Annotated in this window: 15 protein-coding genes; 11 read left to right on the top strand and 4 right to left on the bottom strand. The window is 63.4% G+C overall.

Annotated features, from left to right (window positions below; all coding sequences use genetic code 11):
• Window positions 1-13 precede the first annotated feature (13 nt).
• Window positions 14-664 carry an NUDIX hydrolase gene (locus CK910_RS05515; protein WP_043142945.1) on the top strand — a complete coding sequence of 217 codons (651 nt, stop codon included), beginning with the start codon at window positions 14-16 and terminating at the stop codon, window positions 662-664.
• The gene (locus CK910_RS05520) at window positions 661-1,158 is read left to right on the top strand and encodes a DUF523 domain-containing protein (RefSeq protein WP_098981442.1); all 498 of its coding nucleotides are present in this window, start codon (window positions 661-663) and stop codon (window positions 1,156-1,158) included. The genes CK910_RS05515 and CK910_RS05520 overlap by 4 nt, the downstream gene beginning before the upstream one ends.
• Here the strand turns inward: CK910_RS05520 and CK910_RS05525 are convergent.
• The 3 genes from CK910_RS05525 to CK910_RS05535 all read right to left on the bottom strand — a co-directional run bounded on the left by CK910_RS05525 (window position 1,089) and on the right by CK910_RS05535 (window position 4,607).
• On the bottom strand, window positions 1,089-2,048 hold the full coding sequence (locus CK910_RS05525; RefSeq protein ID WP_098981444.1) for an acyltransferase: 960 nt from the start codon (window positions 2,046-2,048) through the stop codon (window positions 1,089-1,091). The genes CK910_RS05520 and CK910_RS05525 overlap by 70 nt on opposite strands.
• Before the next feature lie 9 nt (window positions 2,049-2,057).
• Entirely contained in the window at window positions 2,058-2,957 is a 900-nt protein-coding gene (locus CK910_RS05530; protein WP_098981446.1) for an acyltransferase, read from the bottom strand.
• Between the two features lie 135 nt (window positions 2,958-3,092).
• Complete coding sequence (locus CK910_RS05535; RefSeq protein ID WP_098981448.1) at window positions 3,093-4,607, bottom strand: YifB family Mg chelatase-like AAA ATPase; 1,515 nt, start codon at window positions 4,605-4,607, stop codon at window positions 3,093-3,095.
• A gap of 384 nt (window positions 4,608-4,991) precedes the next feature.
• Between CK910_RS05535 and ilvG the strand changes: the two genes are divergently transcribed.
• From ilvG to ompA, 6 genes are all read left to right on the top strand, one after another.
• On the top strand, window positions 4,992-6,638 hold the full coding sequence (ilvG, locus tag CK910_RS05540) for an acetolactate synthase 2 catalytic subunit (protein ID WP_098981450.1): 1,647 nt from the start codon (window positions 4,992-4,994) through the stop codon (window positions 6,636-6,638).
• Window positions 6,635-6,925 carry an acetolactate synthase 2 small subunit gene (gene ilvM / locus CK910_RS05545; RefSeq protein WP_043142928.1) on the top strand — a complete coding sequence of 97 codons (291 nt, stop codon included), beginning with the start codon at window positions 6,635-6,637 and terminating at the stop codon, window positions 6,923-6,925. The genes ilvG and ilvM overlap by 4 nt, the downstream gene beginning before the upstream one ends.
• Window positions 6,926-6,937: 12 nt before the next feature.
• Complete coding sequence (locus CK910_RS05550) at window positions 6,938-7,882, top strand: branched-chain amino acid transaminase (protein ID WP_098981452.1); 945 nt, start codon at window positions 6,938-6,940, stop codon at window positions 7,880-7,882.
• 142 nt (window positions 7,883-8,024) lie between these two features.
• Window positions 8,025-9,866 (top strand): dihydroxy-acid dehydratase, encoded by a 1,842-nt coding sequence (gene ilvD / locus CK910_RS05555; protein ID WP_042654432.1) that lies wholly within the window; start codon window positions 8,025-8,027, stop codon window positions 9,864-9,866.
• Window positions 9,867-9,954: 88 nt separating this feature from the next.
• Window positions 9,955-11,475: a threonine ammonia-lyase, biosynthetic gene (gene ilvA, locus CK910_RS05560; protein WP_098981454.1), complete on the top strand. Its 1,521-nt coding sequence runs from the start codon at window positions 9,955-9,957 to the stop codon at window positions 11,473-11,475.
• Between the two features lie 292 nt (window positions 11,476-11,767).
• Window positions 11,768-12,874 carry a porin OmpA gene (gene ompA, locus CK910_RS05565; protein ID WP_098981456.1) on the top strand — a complete coding sequence of 369 codons (1,107 nt, stop codon included), beginning with the start codon at window positions 11,768-11,770 and terminating at the stop codon, window positions 12,872-12,874.
• A 47-nt stretch (window positions 12,875-12,921) separates the two neighbouring features.
• Here ompA and CK910_RS05570 read toward each other — a convergent pair whose 3' ends face one another.
• Window positions 12,922-13,368, bottom strand: a complete 447-nt coding sequence (locus tag CK910_RS05570) for an HPP family protein (protein ID WP_098981458.1) — start codon at window positions 13,366-13,368, stop codon at window positions 12,922-12,924.
• A 78-nt stretch (window positions 13,369-13,446) separates the two neighbouring features.
• On the opposite strand from CK910_RS05570, the gene CK910_RS05575 reads away from it, so the two are divergent.
• From CK910_RS05575 to CK910_RS05580, 3 genes are all read left to right on the top strand, one after another.
• Entirely contained in the window at window positions 13,447-14,001 is a 555-nt protein-coding gene (locus tag CK910_RS05575; protein WP_098981460.1) for a TetR/AcrR family transcriptional regulator, read from the top strand.
• 76 nt (window positions 14,002-14,077) lie between these two features.
• Window positions 14,078-14,212, top strand: coding sequence for a hypothetical protein (locus tag CK910_RS24630; protein ID WP_301336238.1), 135 nt, complete (start codon window positions 14,078-14,080; stop codon window positions 14,210-14,212).
• A 25-nt stretch (window positions 14,213-14,237) separates the two neighbouring features.
• Window positions 14,238-15,161, top strand: coding sequence for a hypothetical protein (locus tag CK910_RS05580; protein ID WP_253852825.1), 924 nt, complete (start codon window positions 14,238-14,240; stop codon window positions 15,159-15,161).
• Window positions 15,162-15,191 lie beyond the last annotated feature (30 nt).

Below are 15,191 nucleotides of genomic sequence, written 5' to 3' on the forward strand. Positions count from 1 at the left end.
CAGGGCGATCGGCATGTTGAGAATGAGTCTGGATATGGTGGTGCTGCGGTTGAACGAGGAGCGGCTCGAGCTGCTGCTTGAAACCCGCGATCGCCCCCCCTTTGCCCACTGCTGGCAACTGCCGGCGCTGCGCATCGACGAGACTCGGGATCGGGACTTGGACGCGGCTCGCCACCGTCTGCTGGGGGAGTGGGGGCTGGGCCACTGCTACAGCGAGCAGGTCTGCACCCTCGGCAATCTGGAGCGGGATCCCCGTGGCTGGTCCACGACGCTGGTCTATCTCTGTCTGGTCGAACCGGATGTCGAGGCCATTCACGGCTGCTGGCATCCGCTCTCGGCCCTGCCCGGCCTCAGCCTCGCCTTCGATCACACCCAGCTGATCGCCAGAGGGCTGGAGCGGCTGCGGATCAAGAGCCGCTACAGCACCTTGCCGCTGCAATTGCTGGGGCCCGAGTTCACTCTCTCGGAGGTGCAGCGCGCCTTCGAGATCATCCTGCAAACCCCCATGAACACGGCAGCGTTTCGCAAGCGGATCCATCGCGCCGATATTCTGGTGGATACGGGCCGCAAGCGGACCGGCAAGCAGCGCCCCGCCATCCTCTACCGGATGGAGAGCCCCTGCTGCGTCATGTTCGATCAGGTGATGCATGGAGCGGAAGCATGAGCAAAACGCCGCCCCGGGTGCTGGTGAGTGCCTGCCTGCTGGGTCAGCCGGTACGTTACGACGGCCAGAGCAAGGGGATCGTCAGCGACTGGCTGACGGCGCTGGGGGTTGAAGGGCGGACGCTGGCCTTCTGCCCCGAGGTGGCGGGCGGCCTGCCGACCCCGCGTCCCCCTGCCGAACGACAGGGCGAGCGGGTGCTGACCGCGAGCGGGCTGGATGTGACGACCGAGTTTGATCGCGGCGCCGAGCTGGCGCTGGCACTCTGTCAGGCGCAGGGCATTCGCTTTGCCCTGCTCAAGGAGGGGAGTCCTTCCTGCGGCAGCGGCCGCATCTACAATGGCCGCTTCGAAGGCGTGTCAGTGACGGGCGAGGGCAAGACCACGGCCCTGCTGCGTCGCCACGGGATCAATGTCTTCTCGGAGGATCAGTTGGCCGAGCTGGCCTCTGCACTCTCTTTGGATCCCTCTTTGGCGGCATTTGGCAGCGGTTCCTGATCCCGCTGCCAGCCGTCCAGTACCTCGTCCTTTTCCTGCCAGCGCTGGTTCAGCCAGCCCTGAAAACCCCGCTTGAACTGCTTGTCATTGAAGTAGTCACCGACCAGCGCCTCGTCCACCGGCAGTTCCTCAATGCGCACCCGAATGCGCTTCATCCGCCCCATCAGGAAGTCCTTGAACGGGGTCTCTGCGTTGTCCGGATAGCTGATGGTGACGTTGATCAGGCTGTCGAACTGCTCCCCCATGGCCGCCAGGGTGAAGGCCAGCCCGGCAGCCTTGGGTGGCATCAGGTGGCGGTAGCGGGAGCGGGCCGCATCCCGCTTGGGCTCGGTGAAGCGGGTTCCCTCCACGAAGTTGATGACTGTGGTGGGGATGTGGCGAAACTTCTCGCAGGCGTTGCGGGTGGTCTCTATATCCTTGCCGCGCAGATGCGGGTTGCGCAGCAAAAACTCCCGTGAATAGCGGCGCATAAAGGGCATGTCCAGCCCCCAGCAGGCGAGCCCCAGCAGCGGTATGTAGATCAGCTCGTGCTTCATGAAGAACTTGGGCACCGGCAGCCGATCCCGAAACAGGTGGCCCAGCACCACTATGTCGGTCCAGCTCATGTGGTTGCTGACGATGAGATACCAGCCATCCTTGCGCAGTCGGGTGTCATCCTCAATCTGCCAGTCGATGCGGGTAGTGAGGCGGATCACCAGGGCGTTGCAGGCCAGCCAGAGGCGCATGAAACGGTTGTTGAGGCGGCTGCAGGCGCGGCCAAAGGCCGGAATGGGCAGCAGCAGCTTGGCCAGCGACACCAGCAGGATCAGGCTGGCGCACAGGGCGGTGAACAAAATGGTCAGGCAGGTGCTGATGAGCAGCACCAGGGGGCCGGGGAGCAGGGTTGGCATGGGCGTCGTTTACTGCGTCTTGTCCGCCAGCAGCTGGTTCAGGGTCTGGTCCTTCTCGCGCCAGATCCCGTTCAGCCACTGTTGAAACTCTTGTTGGAACTCGGGGTCATTGAAGTAATCCCCCACCAGATTGCGTTCGATCGGCAGAAAGCGGACCCGAACCTTGATCTCCTTGACCCGACCGCACATGAAGTCCCAGTAGCTGGGGATACCGCCCGGATAGGCGATGGTCACATCCACCAGCTTGTGCAGTTGATCGCCCATGGCCGCCAGGGTGAAGGCGATGCCGCCTGCCCTCGGGTGCAGCAGGTGGCGATAGGGCGCGGCCTGTTTGTCGTGCTTGCGGGCGGTGAAGCGGGTGCCCTCCACGAAGTTCATCACGCTCACCGGAATGTGGCGAAACTTGGCACAGGCCTGGCGCGTTGTTTCTATGTCTTTTCCCTTCAGATGTGGCCTTTTTTCCAGAAATTTACGGGAATAGCGCCGCATGAAGGGGAAGTCCAGCGCCCACCATGCCAGACCGAGAAAAGGTACCCAAATCAGTTCTTTCTTGAGGAAAAACTTCAGGAAGGGGATTTTCTGATTAAAAATCCGCTGCAGCACCAGTATGTCGACCCAGGATTGATGGTTGGCAATGACCATATACCACTCATTCCGGTTCCCTTTGTCCACTCCGACCACCTCGAAAGGCGTCCTGATGATGGTTTTCTGGATCAGATTGTTGAAACCTATCCAGCAACTGGCACAGCCGTCCAGCAGGGCATTGCAGAGGGTGCGCCAGCCCTTGAGCGGCAGCAGCAGCTTGATCAGACCAAGCAGCAGTATGGGGACAAACCAGAACAGGGTGTTGAGGAAATAGAGCAGGGTCGAGAGGCTGCCGCGCAGCCGCTCTATCAGCTTGTTGTGCATGAGTCGGGTCCGTCTTCTTGTCTGTGGGTGGCAACCAAGTGGTCAGATCTGTGGCCATAATATCAGCCGATGGCCCGCTAGACCATGCACAGAGCCATCGGCAGCCCGGGACTCATGTTTTCTGCATGGCGCCAGTCAGCCGCTGCGCAGCCGTGACAGCAGCCGGTCCATGGCGCGATAACCGAGGGCCTCGATCAGGTGCTCCTTCTCGATGGCGGGCCGTCCCGCCAGATCCGCTATGGTGCGCGATACCCGCAGTATGCGGTGCCAGGCCCGGATGCTGAGCCCAAGCCTCTGGATGGCATTCTCCAAAAACTCGGCATCTTGCGGTGATAATCGGCAAATGTCCTCTATCTCGCGACTATCCAGCAGATTGTTGAGCTTGCCATTGCGGCTCAGCATCCGCTCCCGCGCCGCCAGCACCCGATCGCGGATCTGCTGGCTCGACTCCCCCCGTTCCGCCTTGCCGGTGAGGCTGCCCTTGGGCAGCAGCGGCACCTCTACCGTCAGATCGAAGCGATCGAGAAAGGGGCCCGAGAGCTTGCCGAGGTAGCGCAGTATCTGATCCGGGCTGGAGCGGGTCTGGCCGTCGCCATAGTGACCGCAGGGGCTGGGGTTCATGGCCCCCACCAGCTGGAAGCGGGCGGGGAAATCCACCTGACGGGCGGCCCGGCTGATGGTGATGTGGCCGGTCTCCAGCGGTTCGCGCAGGGAGTCGAGCACCTTGCGCTCGAACTCCGGCAGCTCGTCGAGAAACAGCACGCCGTTGTGGGCCAGCGAGATCTCGCCGGGCCGCGGGTGGCTGCCACCGCCCACCAGTGCTACCGCCGAGGCGCTGTGATGGGGCGTGCGGTATGGCCTGTGATGCCAGTGACCGGCGCGCGGGGTGAGGCCACCGATGGAGTGGATGGCGGCGGTCTGCTGCGCCTCCTGCTCGCTCAGCGGTGGCAGAATGCCGGGCAAACGGCTCGCCAGCATGCTCTTGCCGGTGCCGGGCGGGCCTATGAACAGCAGGTTATGGCTGCCTGCGGCGGCGATCTCCAACGCCCGCTTGGCCTGGGACTGGCCGATCACATCCTGCAGATCCGGCACATCGGGCAGGGCATCCGTGGTCTGGGGATCCGGCAGCGGCAGCTCGTACTGACCCGCTAGCCAGGCGGTGACGGCCAGCAGCTGATGGGCGGTGCGCACCTCGGCATCCTGGATGAGGGAGGCCTCCGGGCCGTTCTCCCGCGGCACCAGCAGGGTGCGCCCCGCGTCGCGGCAGGCGAGCACGGCAGGCAGCACTCCGAGCACGGGCCGGATCTCGCCGGTCAGGGCCAATTCCCCCAAAAATTCATGATCGAGCAGGTATTTTGCGGGTATCTGCTTGGAAGCGGCGAGAATGCCGATGGCGATGGCCAGATCGAAGCGGCCTCCCTCCTTGGGCAGGTCGGCGGGGGCCAGATTGACCGTGATGTGTTTGGACGGGAACTCGAAGTTGCCGTTGAGCAGGGCGCTGCGCACCCGATCTCGAGACTCCTTCACCGAGGTTTCCGGCAGGCCCACCATATTGAAAGCGGGCAGGCCATTGGAGAGATGAACTTCCACCGTGACTTGCGGTGCCGCTATCCCCAGGCTGGCACGGCTATAAACCACAGCTAATGACATAAATCCCGTCCTTGGTTTGATGTATGTGCTAGTTAACCGTTTTTTATTAGTTTTTTATGCCAGCTATTCCGATGCGGCTCAGTCAAAATCAGAGTCTTGTCAGGTAAAAAACGCTTGCCCAATAAAAATCACCGTGCTAGTTCTAATAGCCATTCGCGGTGCAAACCGCCCCAATTTCACAGGATTTCCGGTTGTAACTATGAACATGGCCTCCCGTTTCGTCAGCATTATTGTGGTCCTAGTGGTGATTATTATCTCACCGCTCGGGGCTCGTTTAGCTGCACGGAACAAGGGATAGACCCACCACCGGACAGAACGAAACAAGCGACCCCCGAGCCTCACAGCTCGGGGGTTTTTTTTCGACTACAGGACAGGATTTTCCACATGAACGGCGCGCAGTTTTTGGTACAGGCTCTCAAGAAACAGGGTGTGACCCAGGTGTTTGGTTACCCGGGCGGAGCCATCATGCCGGTCTACGACGCCCTGTATGACGGGGGTCTTGCCCATCAGCTCTGCCGCCACGAACAGGGGGCCGCCATGGCGGCGGTGGGCTACGCCCGTGCCTCCGGTCAGGTGGGGGTCTGCATCGCCACCTCGGGTCCGGGGGCCACCAATCTGGTGACCGGGCTGGCGGAGGCGCTGCTCGATTCCGTGCCCCTGGTGGCCATCAGTGGTCAGGTGCCCTGTTCCGCCATAGGTACGGATGCGTTTCAGGAGGTCGACGTGCTCGGCATGTCCCTCTCCTGCACCAAGCACTCCTTCATGGTGACGGATGCCGCCGATCTGGGACGGGTACTGGCGGAAGCCTTCGCCATCGCCACCGAAGGGCGCCCGGGTCCGGTACTCATCGACTTTCCCAAGGATGTGCAGCTGGCCACCGTGCCTACCCAGAGCCCGCTGTTTGCGGTGGAAGAGCTGGAGGCGCTCAATCCATCAGAGTTGACGGCTGCCCGCACCCTGCTGGCCGGTGCCGAGCGCCCCGTGCTCTACGTCGGTGGCGGTGTGGGCATGGCCAATGCCGAGCAGCAACTGCGCGAGTTTGCCGCCGCCACCGGTATGCCGGCCGTCACCACCCTCAAGGGAATAGGCGCGCTCGACCCCGACAGCCCCGTCTATCTGGGCATGCTCGGCATGCACGGCACCAAGGCCGCCAACTATGCGGTGCAGCAGAGCGATCTGCTGCTGGTGGTGGGTGCCCGTTTCGATGACAGGGTGACCGGCAAGCTGGAGGAGTTTGCCCCCGAGGCCAAGGTGATCCATCTGGACGTGGACGCTGCCGAGTTCGGCAAGCGCCGCGCCGCCGAGGTGGGCATCACCACGGATCTCAAGCGGGTGTTGCCCGCCCTGGCCATGGCGCTGGCCATAGATCCCTGGCGTGAGCATTGCGCGAACATGGCCCGCGAGTACGCGTTTCGCTACGACCATCCCGGCCAGCCCATCTATGCCCCGGCCCTGCTCAAGCAGCTTTCAGCCCGCCTGCCGGACACCAGCGTGGTGGCCTGCGACGTCGGCCAGCACCAGATGTGGGTGGCCCAGCACATGCGCTTTACCAGCCCGCGCAACCACCTCTCCAGCGCCGGCCTCGGCACCATGGGGTTCGGCCTGCCCGCCGCCATCGGCGCCAAGATGTCGCGCCCCGATGACGAGGTGGTGCTGGTGAGCGGTGACGGCTCCTTCATGATGAACGTGCAGGAGCTCGGCACCATACGTCGGGCCCAGCTCAAGGTGAAGATGGTGCTGATCGACAACCAGCGTCTCGGCATGGTGCGCCAGTGGCAGGAGCTGTTCTTCGACGGCCGTTACAGCGAAACCATACTCTCCGACAACCCGGATTTTGTCGCCCTGGCCGCCGCGTTCGGCATTCCGGGCGAGACCATCACATGCAAGGAGCAGATAGCCGGTGCCCTCGAGCGCCTGCTGGCAAGCGAGAGCGCCTATCTGCTGCATGTCGCCATTTCAGAGGAAGAAAACGTCTGGCCCCTGGTTCCGCCGGGAGTCGCCAACCACAAGATGATGGAGCAACGCCCATGAACCCGCACACCTTTGCGCAGCCAGCAGCTGCACAACACACCCTGCATATTCACGCCCAGCCCAGACCCGAAGTGATGGAGCGGGTACTGAGGGTGGTGCGCCACCGCGGCTTCGCTCTCTGCGCTCTCACTATGGAAACGAGAGCGGAGCAGGATTGCCAACAGCTGCGGATCACGGTTACTGTCGAGTCGGAGCGTCCCATCCAGCAGTTATGGAGCCAGCTGGTGAAGCTGGTGGACGTCTCCCGGGTCGATGCACTGGAACAGCAACCCCGGATCAGAGCTTAAGGAGCAACTGCAATGTCACAGCCTTCCCAATCCCCCACTCAGCCCAAGTACATCTGGTTCAACGGCAGCATGGTGCTCTGGCAGGATGCCCAGGTGCACGTCATGAGCCATGCCCTGCACTACGGCTCCTCCGTGTTCGAGGGCGTGCGCGCCTACGATACCCCCAAGGGCACCTGCATCTTCCGGCTGCAGGAGCACACCCGCCGGCTGTTCGACTCCGCCAAGATCTACTGGATGGACGTCCCCTACAGCGAGGCCGAGGTGAATGAAGCCTGCCGCACAGTGGTGCGCGAGAACGGCCTGAAGAGCGGCTATCTGCGCCCGCTGGCCTTTGTCGGCAACGTGGGGCTGGGGCTGCATCCACCGCTGGATGCCAAGGCCGATCTCATGGTGGCGGCCCTGCCGTGGGGCGCCTATCTGGGGGAAGATGGGCTGAAAAACGGGGTGGATGTGTGCGTCACCTCCTGGAACCGGCTCGCGCCGAACACCATCCCCACCGGCGCCAAGGCCGGCGGCAACTATTTGTCCTCCCAGCTGATCAGCCGGGAAGCCAAGCGCAACGGCTACGCCGAAGGGCTGGCACTGGATGTGAACGGTTACCTGAGCGAGGGGGCGGGGGAGAACCTGTTCCTGGTGAAGAACGGCGTGCTCTTCACCCCGCCCGCCACCGCCGCCATCCTGCCCGGCATCACCCGCGACACCATAATGACGCTGGCCCGCGATCTGGGCTACGAGGTGCGCGAGCAGGCGCTGCCCCGTGAGGCGCTGTACGTCGCAGACGAGATCTTCATGACAGGCACAGCCGCCGAGGTGACACCTGTGCGTTCGGTGGACCGTATGAAGGTAGGCGCCGGCTGTCGTGGCCCCGTGACCGAGCAGTTGCAGAACGCCTTCTTCGGCCTGTTCAATGGCCAGACCGAGGACAAGTGGGGCTGGTTGACGCCGGTCAACGACTGATGAGAGAGGGGAGGCGTGACGCCTCCCCGAGTCGCTTCCGGTCAGGGCATCAGCCTAGTGCCCTGACCAGGATCGATTCCCGATCCGCGAGTCACACATTCAAGAAATCATGCGCCCCATGGGCATTCAGGGAGTAGAGACAATGCCGAAGTTGAGATCCGCCACCACCACCCACGGACGTAACATGGCCGGGGCCCGCGCCCTCTGGCGTGCCACCGGCATGACAGATCAGGATTTTGGCAAGCCCATCATAGCCGTGGTCAACTCCTTCACCCAGTTCGTACCTGGCCACGTTCACCTCAAGGATTTGGGCCAGCTGGTGGCCCGCGAGATCGAAGCCGCGGGTGGCGTCGCCAAGGAGTTCAACACAATCGCCGTGGATGACGGCATCGCCATGGGCCACGGCGGCATGCTCTATTCGCTGCCGTCCCGGGAGCTGATCGCCGACTCGGTGGAGTACATGGTCAACGCCCACTGCGCCGATGCCATGGTCTGCATCTCCAACTGCGACAAGATCACCCCGGGGATGCTGATGGCCGCCCTGCGCATCAACATACCCGTGATCTTCGTCTCCGGCGGCCCCATGGAGGCGGGCAAGACCAAGCTCTCCGATCAGATCATCAAGCTGGATCTGGTGGATGCCATGATCCAGGGGGCCGATCCCAAGGTCTCCGATGCCCAGAGCGATCAGATAGAGCGCAGTGCCTGCCCCACCTGTGGCTCCTGCTCCGGCATGTTCACCGCCAACTCCATGAACTGCCTGACCGAGGCGCTCGGCCTCTCCCAGCCGGGCAACGGCTCCATGCTGGCGACCCACGCCGATCGCGAGCAGCTGTTCAAGCTGGCGGGCCAGCGCATCGTCACCCTGGCCAAGCGCTGGTATGAGCAGGATGACGAGACAGCCCTGCCGCGCAACATCGCCACCAAGGCGGCGTTCGAGAACGCCATGGCGCTGGACATCGCCATGGGTGGCTCCACCAATACAGTGCTGCACCTGCTGGCGGCGGCGCAGGAGGCCGGGGTGGACTTCACCATGGCCGACATCGACCGCATGTCGCGCAAGGTGCCCCAGCTGTGCAAGGTGGCGCCCTCTACCCAGAAGTACCACATGGAAGACGTGCACCGCGCCGGTGGCGTGGTCGCCATCCTGGGCCAGCTGGAGAAGGCGGGTCTGGTGCACGGCGATACCCGCACCGTACTGGGCGGCTCCCTGGCCGAACTGCTCAACGAATACGACGTCAGCCGCCAGCCGAGCCAGGAGGTGGTGGACTTCTACCGCGCCGGTCCGGCCGGGATCCGCACCACCAAGGCGTTCAGCCAGGATTGCCGCTGGCCCGAGCTGGATGTGGACAGAGCCGAGGGCTGCATCCGCTCGCTGGACAATGCCTACAGCCTGGAGGGCGGCCTGGCCGTGCTCTCCGGCAATCTGGCCCTTGATGGCGCCATCGTCAAAACGGCCGGCGTGGATGACGAGAACCTCTGCTTCCGTGGCCCGGCCCGGGTATTCGAGAGCCAGGACACCGCCGTCGCTGGCATCCTGGACGGTACGGTCAAAGCCGGTGAAGTGGTGGTGATCCGCTACGAAGGGCCCAAGGGCGGTCCCGGCATGCAGGAGATGCTCTATCCCACCACCTATCTCAAGTCCATGGGATTGGGCAAGCAGTGCGCCCTGATCACCGATGGCCGCTTCTCTGGCGGTACCTCGGGTCTCTCCATCGGCCACGTCTCGCCCGAGGCGGCCTCCGGCGGCACCATAGGGTTGGTGGAGGATGGCGACATCATCAACATCAATATTCCGGCTCGCAGCATGGTGCTGGAAGTGGCCGACAGTGTGCTGGCCGCCCGCCGCGTTGCCGCCTCGGCCCGTGGCTGGAAGCCGCTGGACCGTCAGCGTCAGGTCTCCTTTGCCCTGCGCGCCTACGCCATGCTCGCTACCAGTGCCGACAAGGGCGCGGTACGAGATCGCAGCAAGCTGGAGGAGTGATGATGACACTTAAGGCAAATTACCCGTATTCCGTCTGTGCCGTGCCGAGCATGGTGCGCGTTCATTCCGGCAAGGCGGAGGAGTAACCATGGTCTCTGCGGCAGATTATCTACGCAAGGTGTTGCTCTCCCCCGTCTATGAGGCGGCGCGGGTGACCCCCTTGCAGACCCTTAAAAAATTGTCCGAACGGCTCGGCAACCAGGTCTCCCTCAAGCGGGAAGACTTGCAGCCGGTGCACTCCTTCAAGCTGCGCGGTGCCTATCACAAGATCGCGACCTTGAGCGCCGAGCAGAAGGCGAACGGTGTGGTGGCGGCCTCTGCCGGCAACCATGCCCAGGGGGTCGCCCTGTCGGCGGCCAAGCTCGGCATCAAGGCCATCATAGTGATGCCCAAGACCACGCCGGACATCAAGATAGATGCGGTGCGCCGGCTGGGCGGCAACGTCATGCTGTTTGGCAACAGCTTCGACGAGGCCTATGCCGAAAGCCGCCGCCTCTCCGAACTGGAGGGCTACACCCTGATACCGCCGTTTGACGACGTCGAGGTGATCGCGGGCCAGGGCACTATCGGCAAGGAGTTGCTGGAGCAGGATACCCACCTCACCCACGTCTTCGTGCCTGTGGGGGGCGGCGGCCTGGCCGCCGGTGTGGCCGTCTACATCAAGCAGTTGCTGCCGGATGTGAAGGTGATCGGGGTGGAGGCGGAAGGCTCCGCCTGCCTCAAGGCCGCCATGGAGGCCGGCGAGCCGGTCAATCTGGATCGGGTCTCGCTGTTTGCCGACGGAGTGGCGGTCAAGCGCATCGGCACAGAGACGTTTCGTCTGTGCAACCAGTATCTGGACGAGGTGGTGACCGTCTCCAACGACCAGATCTGCGCCGCGCTCAAAGACATCTTCGACGACTGCCGCGCCATCGCCGAGCCGTCGGGGGCTTTGTCGCTGGCGGGGCTCAAGGCCTACAGCGAGCGTGAGCAGGTCAAGGGCGGCCGGATGGCAGCCATCTTGTCCGGCGCCAACGTCAACTTCCACAGCCTGCGCTACGTGTCGGAGCGCTGCGAGATAGGCGAAAAGCGCGAGGGCATGCTGGCGGTGACCATACCCGAGCGCAAGGGGGCCTTCCTCGACTTCTGTCGCCAGCTCGGCCCGCGCATGGTGACCGAGTTCAACTACCGCTACGCCGATGCGGCCCAGGCGTCGCTGTTCGTCTCGGTACGCCTCACCGGCGGCGACGAGGAGCTGACCCAGATCCAGCACCAGCTGGAGGGAAATGGCTATCCGGTGGTCAACATGACAGAGAGCGAGCTGGCCAAGAACCACGTGCGCTACATGATTGGCGGCCGCCCGGCCCGGCCCCTGGGTGAACGTCTCTACAGCTTCAAGTTTCCGGAGCAGCCGGGTGCCCTGATGCGCTTTTTGGAGACCCTCGGCTGTCGCTGGAACATCAGCCTGTTCCACTACCGCAACCACGGCGCCGACTATGGCCGCGTGCTCTGCGCCTTCGAGCTGCCGGACGAGGACGTGGCCGCCTTCCACGACTACCTGCGCGAGATTGGCTACGGCTGGAAAGAGGTCAGCGATGACCCCGCCTACCGGCTGTTTCTGGCCAGCTGATGACCCGCAGTACACAAGCAGGGAGGCCGCAAGCCTCCCTCTTTTTTTGCGGTCGTGGCGGCTGACAAGCAGGGGCAACCGGCTGGGCCCGGTTGCTGCCCGGACCTTTATTGCGATCCTGCATCTGCGCCGTTTTTCCAGTCGGGAATGTCGTCAGCTTCACACTCTTGAGTCCCAAGTCATTTGAGGCCGGCGAGAGATGGGATAACCTGATGAACGGGGCCGGGTTCGCCCCATCAGGGAAGATAAGCGCATAGCGCGCCCATAACGACTCATTGCAGAGGCTTTCACCATGAACAAATCGATACTTGCCGTGCTGGTCAGCGGCCTGCTTACGACGGGGGCCGTGCAGGCTGCCGCCCAGGACAACACCTGGTATGCCGGCGGCAAGGCCGGTTGGTCCAACTACTTCGATGTCGACCAGAAGCAGGTGGTCTCGGATACCCTGGGCGCGCTGCAAAACACCAGCACCAGCAAGGATGCACTCGGGCTGGGTGCGTTCGCCGGTTATCAGCTCAACCCCAACCTGGGTTTCGAGTTCGGCTATGACTGGTTCGGCAAGTACACCTCGTCCGGTGATCTGAGCGGGGTCAGGGTGGAGGGGGAAGCCAAGAGCCAGATGATCCAGGCCACCATGAAGATAGGTTTCCCGGTCAACGAGGCTCTGGATCTCTATGGCCGGATCGGCGGCGGCTACGCCTGGACCAACAGCGAGCTGTCGGCCCAGACCTCGACCGATTTCATCAAGGAGACAGGCAACAAGCATGGGGCCGCGTTTGTCGGGGCGCTGGGGGCCGAATACGCCATTGATCGTGACTGGGCCGCCCGTATCGAATATCAGTACACAACGCCGCTGGGGGACGCCTCCCTCGATCGCTCCGGCATAGAGATGGATAACGGCCTGCTCTCCGTCGGCATGCTCTACCGCTTCGGTCAGCAGGGGGGCGATGTGGTGGCCCCGGCACCTGCGCCGGCCGCAGCGCCCGTTCCCGCCGCAGTGGTCGTCACCCAGCAGTTCAGCCTGAGCTCGGATGTGCTGTTCGAGTTCAACAAGGCCACCCTGAAGCCGGCCGCCAGTCAGGCGCTCGATACTCTGTTCAGCCAGATAGTGGCGGCCAATCCCAAGGATGGTGTGGCGACCGTGATCGGACATACCGACCGTATAGGCTCCGATGCCTACAACCAGTCCCTGTCGGAACAGCGTGCCCGCAGCGTGGCCGACTACCTGATCGCCAAGGGGCTGTTTGCCGACAAGGTACGGGTCGAGGGGCGTGGCAAGTCCTCCCCCGTGACTGGCAACAACTGCAGCAGCGGTGCCAAGCCTGCGCTGATCGCCTGTCTGGCACCGGATCGCCGGGTGGAAGTGCGGCTGGAAGGTGTCTCCCAGGCCGCCAAGTAAGGGTATTGGCATGAATCACAACAAGGGAGGCTTGCCTCCCTTGTTGTTTATATGGCCTTGGGCCGCCGCAGCCGCACCCGCTGAAAGCCGTGGCCCAGCAGGATCAGCAGCAAGGCACCGGGCAGCACTGTGTGCCACAGGAAGGGCCACGTCTGTCCTGTCATCAACACCAGCAAGGGGTTGGCGCCGGCGGGCGGGTGTATGAGGTTCAGGCCCTGCATCAGCGCTATGGCCAGCCCCACTCCCAATGCCAGCTGCAGTTCCAGCGGCAAGGGGAGCGACTGTACCAGCAAGCCGACCGTGGCCGTCAGCAGGTGACCCCCGAGCAGATTGTACGGGCGGGCCAGCGGGCTGGCCGGCAGTGAAAACAGCAGCACGCAGCTTGCCCCGAAGGGCGCCATGATCAGGGCCGTGTGCCAGCTGACGTTCAGCCAGCCCAACACCCCGATCGCCAGTGCCGCGCCCACCCATAACGGGCCATACCATTTTGTCATCACGTTTCCCTCTTGGTTTGTCTGACGTGATTAGGCACATTAGGTAGACAGATCGGTGTACTTCAAGGGGAAAATGACGTGAGTGAAAAACGGCAGCAGCTGATGGAAACCGCCTATCGGCTGTTCAATCGTCATGGCTTTCACGCAACCGGCATAGATCGCATCTGGGCGGAGGCTGGGAGCACCAAGCGTACCCTCTACCGTCACTTTCCCACCAAGGATGCGCTGATCGAAGAGGTGCTGCTGTCCCGTGAGCGGGAGTTTTTTGCCCTGCTTGAGGCACGGCTCGCGGGTCGGGAGGGCAGGGAGGGTCGGTTGCACGCTTTGTTCGACGGATTCGGGGAGTGGTTTGGCCGCAGCGACTTCTATGGCTGCAACTTCATCAATGCCAGCGCCGAGTTTGCCGACCCGCGTCATCCGGTTCGCAAGCTGGTGGTAGCACACAAGCAGGCGCTGCTGAACTGGGTCAGGGCGCAGCTCGGGTGCAGCCTCTTGCACGCCACCGGGCTCTGCCTGCTGCTGGAGGGGGCAGTGGTGATGGCCCACAGCTATCAGCAGCCGTTGGCGCTGGAGCAGGCCAGATCACTGGCCCTGGCCTTGTTATGTGCCGATGGCGAGGCTGCCACGCTCTGATATAGCCAATCGGTGTTAAGCCTGATGCGACATCCGGTCGATAACTGACCAGATGTATGGCGCCGAGGATCAACGTATGCGCATCGATCACTACGATCTCCAGGGAGAAGTACAGCACCAGTATCAACAGCTGCAAGCTCGCAAGGTACGCAACCTAGGGGGGGGGGGGGCCCGTCGCCCCTGCCGTGCCCGGGAGCCCTGCCGGGAATGAGGCCACGCCCACGACGGATCGGGTGGTGGCCGAGCTGATGCGCACCGTCAGCGCGAGCGTCATGCAGGGGAGCGTGAGCCAGCCAGGCGGCGCCAGTGCCGAGAGCGTGCCCTCTCTGGTCAAGCCGGAAGAGGAAGAGGCCAATCCCGACGACGGGCTGGATAATCGGCTGCGGCTCATCAAGCTGATGATAGAGGCCATGCTCGGCCACGAGATAGAGCTGCCGACGCCCATCAAGCCGGCCGAACAGAACGCGGAGGGGGTGCCGACTCCGCAAGGGGAGGCAACTCAGGCCGCCCCCGAGCCGGATCAGGCGGTGGAGGTAACCGATACCCTGTTGCAGCGGGAGCAGCTCAACGTGGTGGCAGCGGCCAGCGTGGAGACCAAGGATGGCCAGACCTTGCAGCTCGATCTCGGCTTTGTGCTCGACTGGCGCCAGCTCGATATCAGCCAGCGCCGCACCACCCTCAATGCCCTCAAGGATCCGCTGGTACTCAGTCTGGATGGCAAGATTGCCGATCTGACCGAGGCGCGGGTCAACTTCGACATAGATCAGGATGGCAAGGACGACAGCCTGCCGGGTCTGAGCGAGGGCAGCGGTTTCGTGGCGCTGGATCGCAACGGCAACGGCACCATAGACGATGGCGGCGAACTGTTCGGAGCCCGCTCGGGCAACGGCTTCGGCGAGCTGGCGGCACTGGATGAGGATGGCAACGGCGTGCTGGATGAAGGCGACAAATCCTTCTCGGCCCTGCAGTTCTGGCGCCCGGACAATGCCCCCGTTGCGCTGGTGGAGCTGGGGATAGGCGCCATACTGCTGCACCCTCTGGATACCCCCTTCAATCACCTGGGCGAGGGCGGCAATCAGGGGGTCTTGCGCCAGTCCGGTCTCTATCTCACCGAGCAGGGCAAGGGCGGCTGGGTGCAACAGATAGACCTGAGGGTCTGATCCCGGGCCCAGGCTGGCGCATAGCGGGAT

Origin of the sequence: Aeromonas sp. CA23 (genome assembly GCF_002587065.1) — a bacterium.
Taxonomy (GTDB): domain Bacteria; phylum Pseudomonadota; class Gammaproteobacteria; order Enterobacterales; family Aeromonadaceae; genus Aeromonas; species Aeromonas bestiarum.